Source organism: Marinimicrobium sp. ARAG 43.8 (assembly GCF_050113635.1).
Lineage (GTDB): Bacteria > Pseudomonadota > Gammaproteobacteria > Pseudomonadales > Cellvibrionaceae > Marinimicrobium.
This window is the reverse complement of sequence record NZ_JBNJLT010000005.1, coordinates 280,920-295,813: the sequence shown is the minus strand read 5'-3', so window position 1 is coordinate 295,813 and position 14,894 is coordinate 280,920. Positions and strand designations below refer to the sequence as shown.

Below are 14,894 nucleotides of genomic sequence, written 5' to 3'. Positions count from 1 at the left end.
CACCGGATTATCTGGTTGATGCTCAAGCTACTGCTGACGCACGCTTTCCTCATTGATTCGGGCAAGAATTCCACAAGTCTCAACCTCCCGGCCATCGTTGCAGCTCGCTCTCAGCGAAACGAGTTGTGTCTCTAGCGTTTGCAGAGCGGTTATCCGCGACCGTACATGAGAGATGTGCTCATCGAGCAGGGCGTTGACGGCGGCACAAGGTTGGTGAGGGTCGTCCTGATGTCTCTGTAGCTCGTGAATTTCTGCTAGCGACAGGTCCAGGATTCTGCACCGACGGATGAAGGCCAGCCGCTCACCATGTTTCTCGGTATAGACACGGTAACCATTCTCCTGTCGATCAGGCGGCGGTAACAAACCCTGACGTTCATAGAAGCGGACCGTCTGTGTATCGACCCCAGCCAACTCTGCCAACTGACCAATACGCACCAAGCTTCTCCTAAACGGATTCTCTACTATTGACCCTATAGTAGCTATAAGGTTTATGATGATATCACAAAATTATTCAAGTGGAGCCGTACCATGAATAACTCCTGTGGTGGCGCCTGTGGCGGCGATAAAGTACCTGCAGCGGATTCCGATTTGCAGACTTCCTCAGAATCGCCAGGGAAGTGGGTCAGCATCTATGCTGTGCCGAAGATGGATTGTCCATCTGAAGAGCGAATGATCCGCCTTGCACTGAACGGCTTTGACGAGATCCGAATGCTGTCCTTTGACTTGTCCAACCGCCGGTTGGAGGTCTTGCATGACGGCTCGGTTGTGCCCATTACTGCGAAGCTGACGACCTTAGGGCTAGGTGCCTCTCTTCAGGAAACCGTGACTGCCGACCCAGAGACAATCAAGATCGCTAAGAGCTCAGCAGCCTCTGCTACGCAGGAGTCCGACACCCTGCGCTGGTTGCTTGGCATCAACGCACTCCTGTTCGTGGTGGAAATGACTGCCGGTCTGATCGCCCAGTCCACCGGACTGATTGGAGAGTCCCTAGATAATTTTGCCGATGCGGCAGTGTATGGGCTCGCCCTTTATGCGGTTGGGCATAGCGTGAAAATGCAGGTACGTGCCGCGCATCTTGCTGGTGTACTTCAACTGATTTTGGCTCTCGGCGTACTCGTAGAAGTGGTGAGACGCTTTGTATTTGGTAGTGAGCCCGAATCGCTGATGATGATGGCCATCGCCTCCGTCGCTTTGATCGCCAATACCGGTTGTCTGCTGTTGATCTCCAAACACCGCGAAGGCGGCGCACATATGAAGGCAAGCTGGATATTCTCGGCCAACGACGTGGTGATTAACATGGGTGTCATCGCCGCTGGCGCCTTGGTCGCGTGGACCGGATCCAATTATCCGGATCTGATTATCGGCACCATCGCGGGGATCATCGTGCTTAACGGTGCCAGGCGTATTCTGGCGCTCAAGGGTTAAATAATAAAGCATTATCTTGGGTTAGGGCGTTTTTTGCCCAAATTGACGCTAAAACCTGTACAGGTGCGCATTCAACCGTCTACCTCGCTGTGGCGCATCATTGGCTTGCCCGCCGGCGGGCATAGAACTCCATCAGTGCAACCCTAGGCGGCTTTGCGACATCGTTCTAGACGTACCGGTCCAGGTTGAGGCTGCAACGGCTTTCGTTAGCAGTAGAAGTCGTAGGACATTCTGTGATGCGACGTAAATATCGAAGGAAACACATCCAGGGCGCGCAAACCCATCACGACTGAAGCCGATTACTGTGAGGCCCTGAAAAAGATTGGTAGCTTAATAATGGCTGGACCAACACCGCTGAAGAGAAAAAGCGCGATTACCTTGTGGCCTTGGTCGAGGCCTATGAGCAGAAGCTTCAAGGCCCCACCTTGGACTCACTGTTGGATGCGACTCCAGCCGATGCGGTGACGCTGAATCAAGTGGACCGGGATTGGCTGCACAATACGCTGCCTAGCGAGAGCCAAGGCCCCTGCGATACCTTTTTTCGAGGTCTGGGGTTACGCCCGTTTTCCTTCAGGACCGGGAACAGCCGGATGACGAAGACAAGTAATGGGGCGTCGCGAAGCTTCACCCCGAGACCGAAAGGCGCGCTGAGCCGCTGCACACCGACAACGCCTTCAACGCAGCAACTTAATCATGCGTTGGCCGATGTTTGCAGAACGGCGTCGGAACATCCTAAACAGCATTCAGAACCCAAATGAGGGTCACGGCGATGTAAGCCAAGTAGAGGGCGACAATGATGCCGACTTTCCAGCTCCGCAGGCGGGGTTGCTTGGTGCCAATCAATGCGCCGAAGGCGGCAGCCATCGCAGCTAACGCGGCCAGGCTAACCCAAAACAGCTGGACCTCCTGCAAGGCAGTGGACACGATGGCCAGCGGTATAAACGCAATGGTCATCGTCGCCACCAGGTCACCCAGGACGACCGTCACCGCAGCCGTATGCTGTCGGCTTCGCATTACGCTCCAGGTGGAAAAGACTTCCGGCAATGCGCTCATGGTGCCGGTAATGAAGATACCCCCGACCAATTTGGATATTCCAAGGGCAGAGACAATTTGCTGGGTGGAGCGCACCGTGAAATAGGCGCCTATGGCGAGCACGCAGAGACCTGCGGCGGCTAATAGCCACTCTTTTTTCTTCCACTGCTGGGATTGACTCTCGGAGCGCCCCCTTAGCAGCACCTGGGCGAGGTAGGCAAGATAGGCGCCCAGAAGAATCCAGCCATCGATAGGCTGCAGTCCGCGCCAGGCCGGAGGTAACGTCAAGAGGGCGACGAGTGCCAGAATCGCCAGGTAGGGCAACACGTGCCGAGTTACCGTCTCTTCCTCAATCGGCAATGCCGTCGACGCCTGCTGATCGGAGCCGGTCCGAAAAGCGATATAACCAACAGTCAGCGTGAGTGGCAGCGCGATCAGATTCGCGCCCAGCATCGCGCCGAGACCAATGTCACTAACACCCTTGGCGGCGCTGGTGATGTTGATCGCCAATTCCGGACTGGCGGTGGCGATACCGACCAGCGCGCCCCCCGCGACACCCGAAAAGCCCCAGCCTTTACGAAGCTTCTTCAGCGGAGACGCCAGTTGATCTGCCCCCCAGTGCGCGGCCCAAATGGCGATCAGTAGCACAATTTCCCAGATCCAGGCGTTCATCAGTTCCTCCTTTCGATTGGTGGATAGGCATCCACCGGTAGCCAGCTATCCAAGGGCTCCGAATGCAGAAGCTGCAGAGCCGGTTTTCGCATTAGATCGCTGCCGCCCCGTTGGATGACAACGTGTTGCTCCATCTGCCGGAGTGCTGGCATTTACGAACCTTCGACAGCACTTATGCCAGCAATTGCTTTAGCCAGCCTGCACATTGCTGATGACAAGCCGGCTTCGAGGTAAGGCGGGCAGCCGGGACATATCGATCTCCAGATCCTGCGCCGGTACGTCGTACCGCATCCTTTTCAGCATGACGTCCAGAGCGATCTTAATAAGGTCGATCGTGATCCACTCGCCCGGGCAGCGGTGGTTAATCTGATGCTCTCCGCCGCCTTGCGGAATGAAGTTGAACGGGCTGCCATCCCACTGGCGGAAGCGCTCCGGCCGAAACGCCTCAGGCGCCTCCCAGATTCGCGCGTCATGATTGGTACCATGCAAGTCCAGCATGACCCGTCGCCCCGCTGGAAAGTTATAGCCCTTCCAGTCAAAGCCGTGCCGCACGCGCGCCATTACAGCGGGGAAGAAAGGATAGAAGCGCCGGATCTCCTGTATGAACAATTCTGCGTAGCCATCCTCGTCGGCCGCAAGCTTCCGCTGGCAGTCGGGATACTGGTGCAGCGCGTAAGCGGCGAATGTGACATAAACCGAAACGGCTACGGTGGGACGGAGCACATTCAGCAGTTCCACGGCGGCAATGCGCGGACTTAGCCGTTCGCCGTTGAGTTCTCGATGCAGGGCGACGACCTGAAGCGCGCTCTGCTCGGGCGCATGCCGCTTGCCGTTGCGAACCTGCTCAATCATCCCCGCCGCCCAGCGCTCAGCCCGCTGGCGGGCCAAGCGCGACCACCAATGCCTGGGACCGACCGATCCGGCAGCGTCGAATAGCACTGCTAGCTCGCGCGTCCGCCTGCCGACCTTCAACTCCTCAAGCGGGATACCTGCCCAGGCGCACACGGCGCGGGTGAGTAGCACCTGCGACTCGTCGTAAAGCACGACTTTATCCAGCGAACTCCATTTTTGCACATGGTTATCCCACTCGGCAGAGGCCATCTCCGCAAGCAACCTCAGCCTCTCCGGCGTCATTAGCGACAGGAACATCTTCTTGCGGTGCCGGTGCGCATCATCATCCAGCCCCTGCACACCGCCTCGACCGAACAGAGTTTTTTGGATCCGGCCGGGCGCCGCGCCGCTACGGACGAAGCGGCTCGTGTCGTAGAACAGTTGCGCCGCCTCTGGGCCGGACATACAGATGGTCGGTCGAAGCAGCAGGCGGGTCTGGAACACGTCCGACTGGTAGCGCTGACACCGCTTCGCGATAAAGTCGTAGGGATCACGTAGCAAAGCCAGAGTACTGTCCCGGCTTCTGTCAATCGGTATCTGGGGCATCACTCCACCTCTCTCAAGTTTCGCAGGGTAAACTGGTGCTTCATTGCCCAGCGCAGTGCTGGCGCCGGGAGAAATGCCTAGCAACCTCAAGCCAGAGACAATGTCGCCATGGACATGGACTTCGCAACCGCTAGCATACCGATCCTGACATGCGGGTCATTCGCCTGTCGCTCGGATATCTGAAGTCGAGTCCTTGGATGAACCCCTTTTCCGCCTTTCGTGTTCAATCAAGGATTCCAGCGCGGAAAGTTCAAGCAAACCTGACCTGACTTCAGTCCCAATGACAAACGCTGGCGTACCAATGATTCCTAATGTGTTTGCCAAGGCTCGATTTCGTTCTACTTGCCGCGCAATGGCCGGGTCCTCCATAGCGGCCAGTAACCGTTCCATATCCAAGCCGAGGGAACCTGCGGCTTCTTCGATCGCTACCTGTGACGCTTGCCCGGGAAATTCCATCAATCCCTTGTGAAATTCAACGTACTTCCCCTGACGGTGCGCAGCCAAGGCTGCTTTTGCGGCAAGGGTCGAATCCGGACCGCGGATGGGGAATTCTTTATAGACGATGCGCAAGCCAGGGTCCCGTTCCTTGGCTTGCGCCAGGATCGGCGCCATCCGTCGACAAGCCCCACAGTTGTAATCCATAAACTCCACAATGGTGATATCACCCTGTGGATTACCGCCCACAGGCGAACGCGGGTCATCGAAAAGCTCCCCGCGATTTTCTCTCACAACATCGCCCCCTGATTGAGGGAGCGGCGACTGGTTTTCCGTGGGCCAGAGCAGGCTTCCAGCCGCGGCCAACGCCACAACGATAACGCTGACTATTATCGCTCCGCGGCGAAACGAGTGATTCCCGGTTACCATCAATTTTCACCTTTTCGCTTGGGTTGGGTTTTGCGCTTATTCCATTGTTCCCGGTGTATGTGCGTACGCTAGCCTTTTAGCCTGAGAATTTTGCGCGCACCACCAAGCACCACCAAACCTATGGCTAGCCCGATTATCAGGTCGGGATAAGGGGAGCCGGTCCAGTACACGAGTGCGCCCGCGAGAATAACCCCCGAGTTGGCTATGACGTCATTGGCGGAAAAAATCCAGCTGGCTTTCATGTGAACACCGCTTTCACGGTTGCGGGAGATGAGCAGCAGACAGCTCACATTGGCCACTAGTGCCACCAAAGCCATCCCCATCATGAGTACCGACTCAGGATCGCTGCCAAATAGAAACCGGCGCAGGACCTCAGAAAGTGCACCGAACGCTAGAATCAGTTGCAGCCATCCGGCCAGGCGGGCCGCTTTCAATTTCGTCTGCGCAGCCCGTCCCACCGCGTAAAGCGCAAGGCCGTATACAGCCGCATCGGCAAACATGTCGAGAGAATCCGCAATCAGGCCCGCAGACTGCGCCAGATAGCCTACCGTCAGTTCTACGAAGAACATCAGGCCGTTGATCGCCAGCAGTGAGCGTAGAATTCTCGCTTCTTTCGCAGCCGTTTCCGCCAGGGCGGCCGGCGTGACGATGGCCTCCTCGGGACTGGCGGCTTCGCTATTCTCCAGCACAGCGCCAAGCCCCAACGGGTCTAGCCGCTCGCTAATCGGCTGTGGCGAACCCTCGTGCACCACTCGTACCTGACGATTTGGCAGATCAAACGTCAACCTTCTGACCGAATCCAGCCCATCCAGCGCAAGTCGAACCATTCGTTCCTCAGACGGACAGTCCATCTTTGCCACTTTAAAAACGCTGACCCACGAACCAGCGCCGTCTTGAGTATGACTCACCTCAGACCTATCCGTGGAAGGGGTTTGTGGATTGCAGTGATCATCACAGGACTTTGTCACAGCCAAACCTCGCTCAGCGTCGAAGGAAATTTCGTGTTATTACAGACCCTAAAGCCACTTTAGAGTCAAGGCATTCTGCGGCTGTTGCCTCTGCACTTGATGTACCAAAAGACTTAAGTTACTATAGGGTTTATCCTGACGAAGGAGATTTCCCAATGAGAATTGGTGAATTGGCCAAAAAACTCGGCTCGCCGGTGGAAACCATACGCTTTTGGGAGAAAGAAGGCCTCTTACCAGAACCTTCGCGGACCGAGGGCAATTACCGAGATTATGACGGCTCGGATTTGGAGCACTTGCTATTCATTCGTAACTGTCGAGCGCTGGACATGAGCCTTGACGAAATCCGGCAGTTATTGCAACTGCGAAGCCAACCGACCGAGTATTGCGGTAGTGTCAATGATCTTATTGATAACCACATTGATCAGGTGGTACTTAAAATCGAAACACTACAAGCGCTTGAAGTCCAGTTACGGTCGCTGCGCAAGGCCTGTGCTGACGGACGCAAGGTAGAACAATGCGGCATTTTACGAGGGCTGACCAAAGGCAGCCGGGGTACGGTTCAAAGGAATAAAAGCTAAACAAATGAAGCTCGAGCGGTGACTCTGCTGCTTCTCGCGCCGTGAAATGTGCTGAAACCTGTTTAAGTACGGAACTCAATTTTGACAAAACAAAGAGTGACGATTGTATTGATAACGCTGATGGTGCTGCAGACCTTTATGGTCGCTGCGGACGCGCATCCGTTTTCTCAATGGACTGATCGCCCGCTCGAGTGGAGCCTGGAGGCTCAAGACCTTGGCCCGCACGCTGGTAATGGAGAAATCGATTCAAGAGATGCTGCGAACACTGCCTTGCTGACAGACGATTGTTCGTGCTGCAGTCAGTGTCACGCTTGCTGGCTCGCCGTATTTGCTCACCAGTTCTCCGATTTCTACCCGGACGCTACGCGAAAGCTACCGTTTTATCACATCTCTCTCTCATCCGATCACGCCTCATCCTTGTTTCGTCCGCCCAAAGCCTGACATTTCTCCGCTCATTCAACACCCTTAAGCCGGTCTCCTTGGTGGGCACCGATCAATATTAATCATTCTAGGATGTTATCGATGAACTGTTTTGGCTTACGGGCCGGGTACGCCTCCTGGCGTGCGCGCACCGTACACAGAGTCTTATTGATTTTTTTATTACTGAGCGGCGCCGCGTACGGACAACCCCAGCAGGTGGCGCTGACACTGGACGACGCTATTCTCCAAACGTTGCAACACAACCCCCGCCTGCGGGTATTCGACGTCAGAATGCGCGGTCTCAAGGGTCTTAGAGAATCGGCTGATCTGGCGCCAGCCTATGAGCTGGGCGCGGAGGTCGAAAACTTTGCCGGCAGAGGTGAAATGCAGGGGCTGAATGCCTCTGAACAAACCGTGGCATTGTCGTCGGTCATCGAACTCGGCGGTAAGCGTTCGGCGCGCGTGGCGTTGGTCGATGCTCGAGCGGACCTGTTGGAGGCAGAGCGCAAGGCTAAAGCGCTGGATTTGCTCGGCGAGGTGACCCAGAGATTCGTCGCCACCCTGGCCGCGCAGGAACGCCTGAATTTAGCTGAAGATGCATTGGCGCTAGCGCGCACCACACTGCAGGCGTTTGGACAGCGTGCACGTGCGGGCGCGGCGCCTGATGCAGAAGTCTTGCGCGCTGAAGCGGCCCTCGCTCAAACGCAGATCACCCTGTCTCACATCCGGCGAGTCTTTGACACCGAGAAAACACAGCTCGCAAGCCTCTGGGGCGCCACCGAAGCCGATTTCGAGGAGCTTCAGGGCGACCTGTTTCAGTTTCCGCCAGCGGACGATTTCGAATCGCTCTATGCCCGGGCCAAAGGCAGCGCCGCTTTGGCCGTGTTTGCCAGCGAGGCGCGCCTGAAAGAGGCCGAACTGCGGCTGTCGCAAGCGCGCGCCAACAACGATATTTCCTGGAGTTTAGGCGTGCGCCGGATGGAAGGCACTGGCGACACTGGACTGGTTGCGGGTGTGAGTATGCCCTTGTTTTCGGGCCGCCGCAGCCGTGGGGATATTCGCGCAGCCCAGGCCGAACGCGATCAAGTGGCGTTTCGCCGAGAAGCGGCGCTGCTCGATCTGCATGCCCAACTTTTTGAAGCCTTCCAGAACCGACAACAGAACATCGACGCCGCAACGGCACTGCACGAAGAGGTAATTCCAACGCTTGATCGCGCGCTACGGGAAACGCGGGAAGCCTACGAGCGAGGCCGGTACAGCTACCTGGATCTGACCGCCGCGCAGCAAGAGTTGCTGGATGCTCGGCGAAGGGTGATCGACGCCGCAGCCTCAGCGCTTCAATACGGCGCTCTCATTGAACAGTTGACTGCCGAGCCCCTGTCAGCCGGCAAACTCGCCCGGTAACCGCCGGTGCTCCAAAAACAACAGGAATAACATTATGCGACACAAATACTACTTTATCTTGGCAGTATTCATGTTGACGTTCGCCTCGAGCGGCGCCGTCAGCCAAGACTTGGATGGACACGAACGGCTCGATGAAGCGCCGGAAACTCATCCCACAGGAGATGATGACGAGCAAGGAGAAGGAGACGGCTTGGTCCAGATCAGCCCGGAGACGGCGCAGCAAGCAGGAATCAGTACAAAAGAAGCCGGGCCCGCTACCCTTGATCGGACCGTGCGAGTCTACGGAAAGATCGTCGTGCCACCGGGGCAGGAAGCCGGGGTCAGAGCCCGATTCCCAGGCCAGATCATTCAGGTTCATGCCCAAATCGGCGACAGGGTCCAAGCTGGAGATTTGCTCGCTGAAGTCGAGTCCAACGACAGCTTGCGGACCTACCAACTTCGCGCTCCGATCAATGGCGTCGTCACTGATCGCCAAGCGGCCGCAGGCGAATTGGCTCAGGATCAAGTCCTGTTCTCCATCGCCAACTTGAATACGCTTTGGGTCGAGCTCCAAATTTTCCCTGGCCAAAGGTCAGCCGTCGCGCAAGGGCAGACGGTTCTGCTTTCTTCCGACAGTGTTGACGGCACCACCACGCTCAGCCATGTACTGCCCGACAGTGGAATGCAACCTTACGTCATTGCCCGAGGCACACTCGACAATCGCACCGGCCAATGGGCTCCTGGATTATTAGTGATGGGGCAGATCGTCGTCGAGTCATTCGAAGCTCCTCTCGCAGTGGACAGCCGCGCCTTGCAAACAGTTGAGGGCAAAACGGTGGTGTTCGTCAAAGTGGACAATACGTTCAAAGCGCAACCCGTAGAACTCGGACGCAGTGACGACCGGTACACCGAAGTCCTATCGGGGCTCGAAGCCGGTGACCGCTATGTCGTGGGCAACAGCTTTTTAGTCAAAGCTGATCTTTTGAAATCCAGCGTCGAAGACCACGATTAGGAGACAGACGATGATTGAATCGATTCTGCGCTTCTCAATCGAGCGGCGCTACCTCACATTATCCTTTATTTTTGTACTGATCGGCCTAGGTGTCTGGAGCTATAAGAGCCTACCTATCGACGCAGTACCGGACATTACCAACGTCCAGGTCCAGATCAACACACAGGCTCCCGGCTACTCGCCACTGGAGGCCGAACAGCGCATCACCTATCCGGTGGAGACAGCGCTTGCGGGGCTACCTAATCTGTCGTACACACGGTCCTTGTCCCGCTACGGCTTATCGCAGGTGACAGTGGTGTTCGAGGAAGGCACCGATATCTACTTCGCTCGCAACCTGATCGATGAACGCCTGGGTGGCATTAAAAACGCTCTCCCGCCGGGCCTCGAGCCCGAGATGGGCCCCATCGCAACGGGCCTTGGCGAAATCTTTACCTACACGGTAGAGGCTGTGCCCGGCGCGGTTCAACCCGATGGCACGCCATACGACGCAACGGCTTTGCGGGAAGTTCAGGACTGGATCATTGAACCCCAACTGGCCCTTGTGCCCGGTGTAGTGGAAATCAACACCATCGGCGGCTTCGCCAAGCAGTACCACGTAACACCTGATCCGCGAAAGCTACTGGCTTTTGGGGTGACGCTGGATGATGTAAGCCGGGCCCTTCGGAACAATAACAACAACCGCGGCGCAGGCTACATCGAGCACAACGGTGAACAACTGCTGGTGAGATCACCGGGCCAGTTGGAAACCATAGCCGATATCGAACAGGTGGTGGTGAAGCTCGCGAACGGCGCACCGGTGCGCATCGCCGATATCGCCGAGGTCGCCATTGGCAAAGAACTACGCAGCGGCGCAGCCACGCGGAACGGGGTCGAGACCGTCGCTGGCACAGCGATGATGCTGATGGGGCAAAACTCACGCGCAGTGGCCCGCGATCTGGCGGAACGGCTTGAAGAAATTAAGCCCTCTCTTCCCGAGGGTGTTCGCGTGGAGACTGTCTACGATCGCACCACCTTGGTGGATAAAGCCATTGCGACGGTCAAGAAAAACCTGCTAGAAGGCGCACTGCTGGTTATCGCAGTACTTTTTATATTGCTTGGCAATATCCGCGCGGCCTTGATCACTGCCGCAGTGATTCCGCTATCGATGCTGGCGACCATCTTCGGCATGGTCAAGACCGGGGTTTCCGCCAACTTGATGAGTCTTGGCGCGCTGGATTTTGGCCTGATCGTCGACGGAGCGGTCATCATCGTAGAGAACGCGACGCGCCGCCTAGCCGAAGCACAAGCGGCTGGCAAGGGCAAGCTCGAGCGCAAGGAGCGGCTTTGGGTGGTCTTTCAAGCCACCAATGAGGTCATTCGTCCGAGCCTGTTCGGCGTACTGATCATTACGGTCGTCTACATACCGCTGTTCACGCTGACAGGTGTCGAGGGCAAAATGTTCCAGCCGATGGCCGCTACCGTGGTGATGGCACTTCTGGCGGCCTTAGTACTGTCACTGACCGTGGTGCCTGCGGCGGTGGCCGTCTTTATGACCGGGCGCATCAGTGAGAAGGAAAATCGCGTCGTTGTCGCCGCAAAGTCACTGTATCGACCGCTATTGACTCGGGCGCTCAGGTTCCGATGGTGGATTGTCTCCGGTGCCACAGCCCTGGTGCTTGCTTCAGGCTGGCTCGCCACGACCTTGGGGTCCGAATTTGTGCCCCAGCTCGACGAAGGGGACATTACAGTGCAGGCGTTACGGGTTACCGGGACAGGGCTAGAACAGTCGGTGGCGATGCAGGAAATGCTGGAAAAGCGCATCCAGGCTTTTCCCCAGGTGGATAAGGTGCTGGCCAAGATAGGCACTGCCGAGGTGGCCACGGATCCGATGCCCCCGAATGTGGTGGACAACTTCGTGATACTGAAGCCGCGCAGCGAATGGCCCGATCCAAAACTTCCCAAAGCGGAACTGCTCGAAGAGCTGGAAGAGGCCTTGGAAAAAGTTCCGGGGAACAATTACGAGATTACGCAGCCGATTGAAATGCGCTTTAATGAGCTGATTTCCGGCGTCCGCTCGGATCTGGGTATTAAAGTCTTTGGCGATGATCTCGACCAGTTGCTGACCTCAGCCCACGCGATTCTCGCAGTTGTGAATGACATGGAAGGTTCAGCCGATGCGCGGGTTGAACAAGTCGATGGCCTGCCGATGCTCTCAGTGCACCCAAAGCGGATGGCGATCTCTCGTTATGGGCTTAACGTCGACGATGTGCAGGATTTTGTCGCGACTGCCATCGGCGGTGAGTCCGTAGGGCTGATCTACGAAGGTGACCGTCGGTTTGAACTGGTGGTCCGTCTTCCAGAAAGCATACGGCGCGAGGTCAAGCACCTGCATGAGCTGCCTGTGCCTCTGCCGCAGGGCGGTTTTGCCCCCTTGTCGGAACTCGCCACGCTCGAAATTGCGCCCGCACCCAGTCAAATCAGCCGGGAAAACGGCAAGCGCCGGGTCGTGGTCATGGTGAATGTGCGCGGTCGGGACTTGGGCTCTTTCGTCGACGAAGCCAAGCAGCGTATTGCCGCCGAAGTCGAGCTGCCGGCCGGGTATTGGTTGGATTACGGAGGTACCTTTGAACAACTGGCCTCGGCCAGTCAGCGGCTTTCGCTCGTGGTTCCGGTGACCTTCGCCATTATCATTATGCTACTAGTAATGGCGCTGGGCTCGATCAAGGACGCACTCATCATCTTTACTGGCGTGCCCCTGGCGTTGACCGGTGGGGTGCTAGCCCTGTGGCTACGTGATATGCCGCTGTCGATTTCAGCCGGCGTTGGCTTTATTGCGCTATCGGGCGTAGCTGTATTGAATGGGCTCGTCATGCTGGCCTTTATCCGCGACCGCTGGCACGCATCGGGTGATTTGATCGCCTCGGTCATCGACGGTGCGCTCCTGCGCCTGCGCCCGGTCTTGATGACGGCGCTGGTGGCCAGCTTGGGCTTTGTGCCTATGGCGCTTAACACTGGAACCGGTGCCGAAGTTCAGCGGCCTTTGGCGACGGTGGTTATCGGCGGCATCATCTCATCGACACTGCTGACATTGCTGGTATTGCCAGCGCTTTATCGGATTGTTCATGGTAGAAGAAACGGCAGCTCAAGCTTTTAATGGTCCGCAGCCTTGGGAACGGGATGTCCCGAGGCTTACCAATCGCGGGCAGTGCTGCTAAACCCAAAACCATCCAGATGCTGTCCATAGTCTGCCCTGAAACACGTGAGTCATGTGGTACCCACGATTGGCAGCTGGCATGGCTAATCCTGTGACCCCAGGCGCATGGCTCATGTCAGCTACCACGGACGGCGCATCGGTTTCTTTACGTATTGACCACTCGTAAAGGCGGTGTTACCCTTTACTGAACCGTAAGTAGTAAAGAGAGTTGTCCTATGCCAAAAGTGAGCTCCAAGCGGCAAATCACACTGCCCGTCGATCAATGCCGGCTGGCGGGCATTGAGCCTGGTGATGAATACGAGAGCTTCGTCGATAACGATGGCCACATCACCATCATCAAGAAAACCTCCGGAGCCGCTTTCGGCATCCTCAAGGGCGTTAGCGTAGACAGGCAGGTAAGCGACGAGGCGTCGCGACAAAGCAGTATCAGTCCATGATTGCGATCGACACCAATGTGCTTCTTCGGTACCTGCTGCAGGACGATAAGACTCAATCACAAAAGGCCGCGTCATTGATCACAGGTTCTGTGCCCGTGCTGGTGACGGATGTCGTACTGGTAGAGGCAATGTGGGTTCTAGCCGGCAAGCGTTATGGATTGAATCGTGAGGCGATAGCGGGCGTTCTTAGCGCGCTATTTGAAGAGCCGAACATTGTCTTTGAAGATGGCCAGACCGTCTGGCGAGCGCTGAGTGACTATAAAAATGCGCGGCCGGTGAAAGTCGGCGGCAAGAAAAAGAGCGCTGACTTTCCCGATGCGCTGATCGTGAATAAAGCCATGCGCCAAGCACGCGAGTGGCATCAGGCGCTCGAGGGTGTCTACACCTTCGATGTCGCGGCTCTGGAAATACCAGGGACGCTGAGCCCATAGCACCGCCTGTGCTGAGAATTCGAGATAGCTAAAAACCGACATGAGTAGCATTGACCACTACATACACGCAGCCACCCGCGCCAACACCCGCAGAGCGTATCAAGCCGCTGTCCAGCACTTTGAGGCCGAATGGGGCGGCTTCCTGCCGGCCACGGCCGATAGTGTTGCACGTTACTTGGTTGATCATGCCCGCACTCACTCGCTAAACACCCTGCGCCAGCGGCTCGCGGGTCTGGCGGCTTGGCATCTTGAGCAAGGGTTCTCCGATCCCACCAAGGCACCCCACGTCAAAAAGGTACTAAAAGGCATTGCCGAGCTGCACCCGGTCCCAGAAAAGCGGGCCCGGCCCATCCAGTTAGTGCAGCTGACGGCCATCATAGCCCACCTTGATCAGCAGATTGCCCAACACGAATCGCACGCATTGCCACTGCAGCCGCTTCGCAATAAAGCGCTCATGCTGATGGGTTTCTGGCGGGCCTTTCGGAGCGATGAATTGGCACGGCTTGATGTGGAGCATATCCAGGCGGAGCCTAGCTCAGGCATGGAGATTTATCTACCCCGCACCAAAGGTGACCGCTCGGGGCAAGGGCGTTACTTCAAAGCGCCAGCGCTGAAGCAGCTGTGCCCCGTAGAGGCTTACTTGGACTGGATCAACGCGGCGCAAATCGAGCAGGGGCCGGTCTTTCGGGGAGTTAATCGCTGGGGCCGGCTTGCGGATGAAGCTCTGCACCCGAACAGTATCATCGGCATCGTCAGATCCTGTTGCCAAAACGCCGGCATAGAGGGTTCAGACGCTTTCAGCAGCCATTCCCTGCGCCGAGGCTTTGCGAACTGGGCCAATGACCAGTGCTGGGACACGAAGTCTTTGATGGAGTATGTGGGATGGAGAGACGTTCATTCCGCAATGCGCTACATCGATGCACCTGATCCGTTCGCCCGCCTTCGGATTGGACACGTGCCGAACGAAGCCGAGGCTTCCGGTGGTCCCTCAAACTCACCTGATACAAAATAAGCACTTGCCATGGTAGCCATCTAGCACACC

At 56.9% G+C, this 14,894-nt stretch carries 14 protein-coding genes; 9 read left to right on the top strand and 5 right to left on the bottom strand.

Going from position 1 to position 14,894, the window contains the following annotated elements:
• Positions 1 to 27: 27 nt before the first annotated feature.
• Positions 28 to 435: a Cd(II)/Pb(II)-responsive transcriptional regulator gene (cadR, locus tag ACQCLF_RS12015; protein ID WP_068810570.1), complete on the bottom strand. Its 408-nt coding sequence runs from the start codon at positions 433 to 435 to the stop codon at positions 28 to 30.
• Between the two features lie 93 nt (positions 436 to 528).
• Between cadR (ACQCLF_RS12015) and ACQCLF_RS12010 the strand changes: the two genes are divergently transcribed.
• Positions 529 to 1,425 (top strand): cation transporter, encoded by an 897-nt coding sequence (locus ACQCLF_RS12010; RefSeq protein WP_068810569.1) that lies wholly within the window; start codon positions 529 to 531, stop codon positions 1,423 to 1,425.
• 732 nt (positions 1,426 to 2,157) lie between these two features.
• Here the strand turns inward: ACQCLF_RS12010 and ACQCLF_RS12005 are convergent.
• The 4 genes from ACQCLF_RS12005 to ACQCLF_RS11990 all read right to left on the bottom strand — a co-directional run bounded on the left by ACQCLF_RS12005 (position 2,158) and on the right by ACQCLF_RS11990 (position 6,257).
• Positions 2,158 to 3,129, bottom strand: coding sequence for a sodium:calcium antiporter (locus tag ACQCLF_RS12005; RefSeq protein ID WP_426987561.1), 972 nt, complete (start codon positions 3,127 to 3,129; stop codon positions 2,158 to 2,160).
• A 189-nt stretch (positions 3,130 to 3,318) separates the two neighbouring features.
• A complete protein-coding gene (locus ACQCLF_RS12000; protein WP_265368060.1) occupies positions 3,319 to 4,566 on the bottom strand; it encodes a cytochrome P450 in 1,248 nt (415 codons plus the stop codon).
• 156 nt (positions 4,567 to 4,722) lie between these two features.
• Positions 4,723 to 5,295 carry a DsbA family protein gene (locus ACQCLF_RS11995; RefSeq protein WP_265368059.1) on the bottom strand — a complete coding sequence of 191 codons (573 nt, stop codon included), beginning with the start codon at positions 5,293 to 5,295 and terminating at the stop codon, positions 4,723 to 4,725.
• 203 nt (positions 5,296 to 5,498) lie between these two features.
• The gene (locus ACQCLF_RS11990; protein ID WP_426987558.1) at positions 5,499 to 6,257 is read right to left on the bottom strand and encodes a cation transporter; all 759 of its coding nucleotides are present in this window, start codon (positions 6,255 to 6,257) and stop codon (positions 5,499 to 5,501) included.
• A 107-nt stretch (positions 6,258 to 6,364) separates the two neighbouring features.
• On the opposite strand from ACQCLF_RS11990, the gene cadR (ACQCLF_RS11985) reads away from it, so the two are divergent.
• From cadR (ACQCLF_RS11985) to ACQCLF_RS11950, 8 genes are all read left to right on the top strand, one after another.
• Positions 6,365 to 6,976, top strand: coding sequence for a Cd(II)/Pb(II)-responsive transcriptional regulator (gene cadR / locus ACQCLF_RS11985; protein WP_426987556.1), 612 nt, complete (start codon positions 6,365 to 6,367; stop codon positions 6,974 to 6,976).
• A gap of 81 nt (positions 6,977 to 7,057) precedes the next feature.
• Positions 7,058 to 7,417 carry a hypothetical protein gene (locus ACQCLF_RS11980; protein WP_426987554.1) on the top strand — a complete coding sequence of 120 codons (360 nt, stop codon included), beginning with the start codon at positions 7,058 to 7,060 and terminating at the stop codon, positions 7,415 to 7,417.
• A gap of 81 nt (positions 7,418 to 7,498) precedes the next feature.
• A complete protein-coding gene (locus ACQCLF_RS11975) occupies positions 7,499 to 8,800 on the top strand; it encodes a TolC family protein (RefSeq protein WP_426987552.1) in 1,302 nt (433 codons plus the stop codon).
• Positions 8,801 to 8,834: 34 nt separating this feature from the next.
• Complete coding sequence (locus ACQCLF_RS11970; RefSeq protein WP_265368055.1) at positions 8,835 to 9,791, top strand: efflux RND transporter periplasmic adaptor subunit; 957 nt, start codon at positions 8,835 to 8,837, stop codon at positions 9,789 to 9,791.
• Between the two features lie 10 nt (positions 9,792 to 9,801).
• Positions 9,802 to 12,924: an efflux RND transporter permease subunit gene (locus tag ACQCLF_RS11965; RefSeq protein ID WP_265368054.1), complete on the top strand. Its 3,123-nt coding sequence runs from the start codon at positions 9,802 to 9,804 to the stop codon at positions 12,922 to 12,924.
• Between the two features lie 275 nt (positions 12,925 to 13,199).
• Positions 13,200 to 13,421 carry an AbrB/MazE/SpoVT family DNA-binding domain-containing protein gene (locus ACQCLF_RS11960; protein WP_265368053.1) on the top strand — a complete coding sequence of 74 codons (222 nt, stop codon included), beginning with the start codon at positions 13,200 to 13,202 and terminating at the stop codon, positions 13,419 to 13,421.
• Positions 13,418 to 13,852, top strand: coding sequence for a PIN domain-containing protein (locus ACQCLF_RS11955; RefSeq protein WP_265368052.1), 435 nt, complete (start codon positions 13,418 to 13,420; stop codon positions 13,850 to 13,852). Before ACQCLF_RS11960 ends, ACQCLF_RS11955 begins: the two co-directional genes overlap by 4 nt.
• A gap of 40 nt (positions 13,853 to 13,892) precedes the next feature.
• Entirely contained in the window at positions 13,893 to 14,864 is a 972-nt protein-coding gene (locus ACQCLF_RS11950; RefSeq protein WP_265368051.1) for a site-specific integrase, read from the top strand.
• The last annotated feature ends 30 nt before the right edge of the window (positions 14,865 to 14,894 follow it).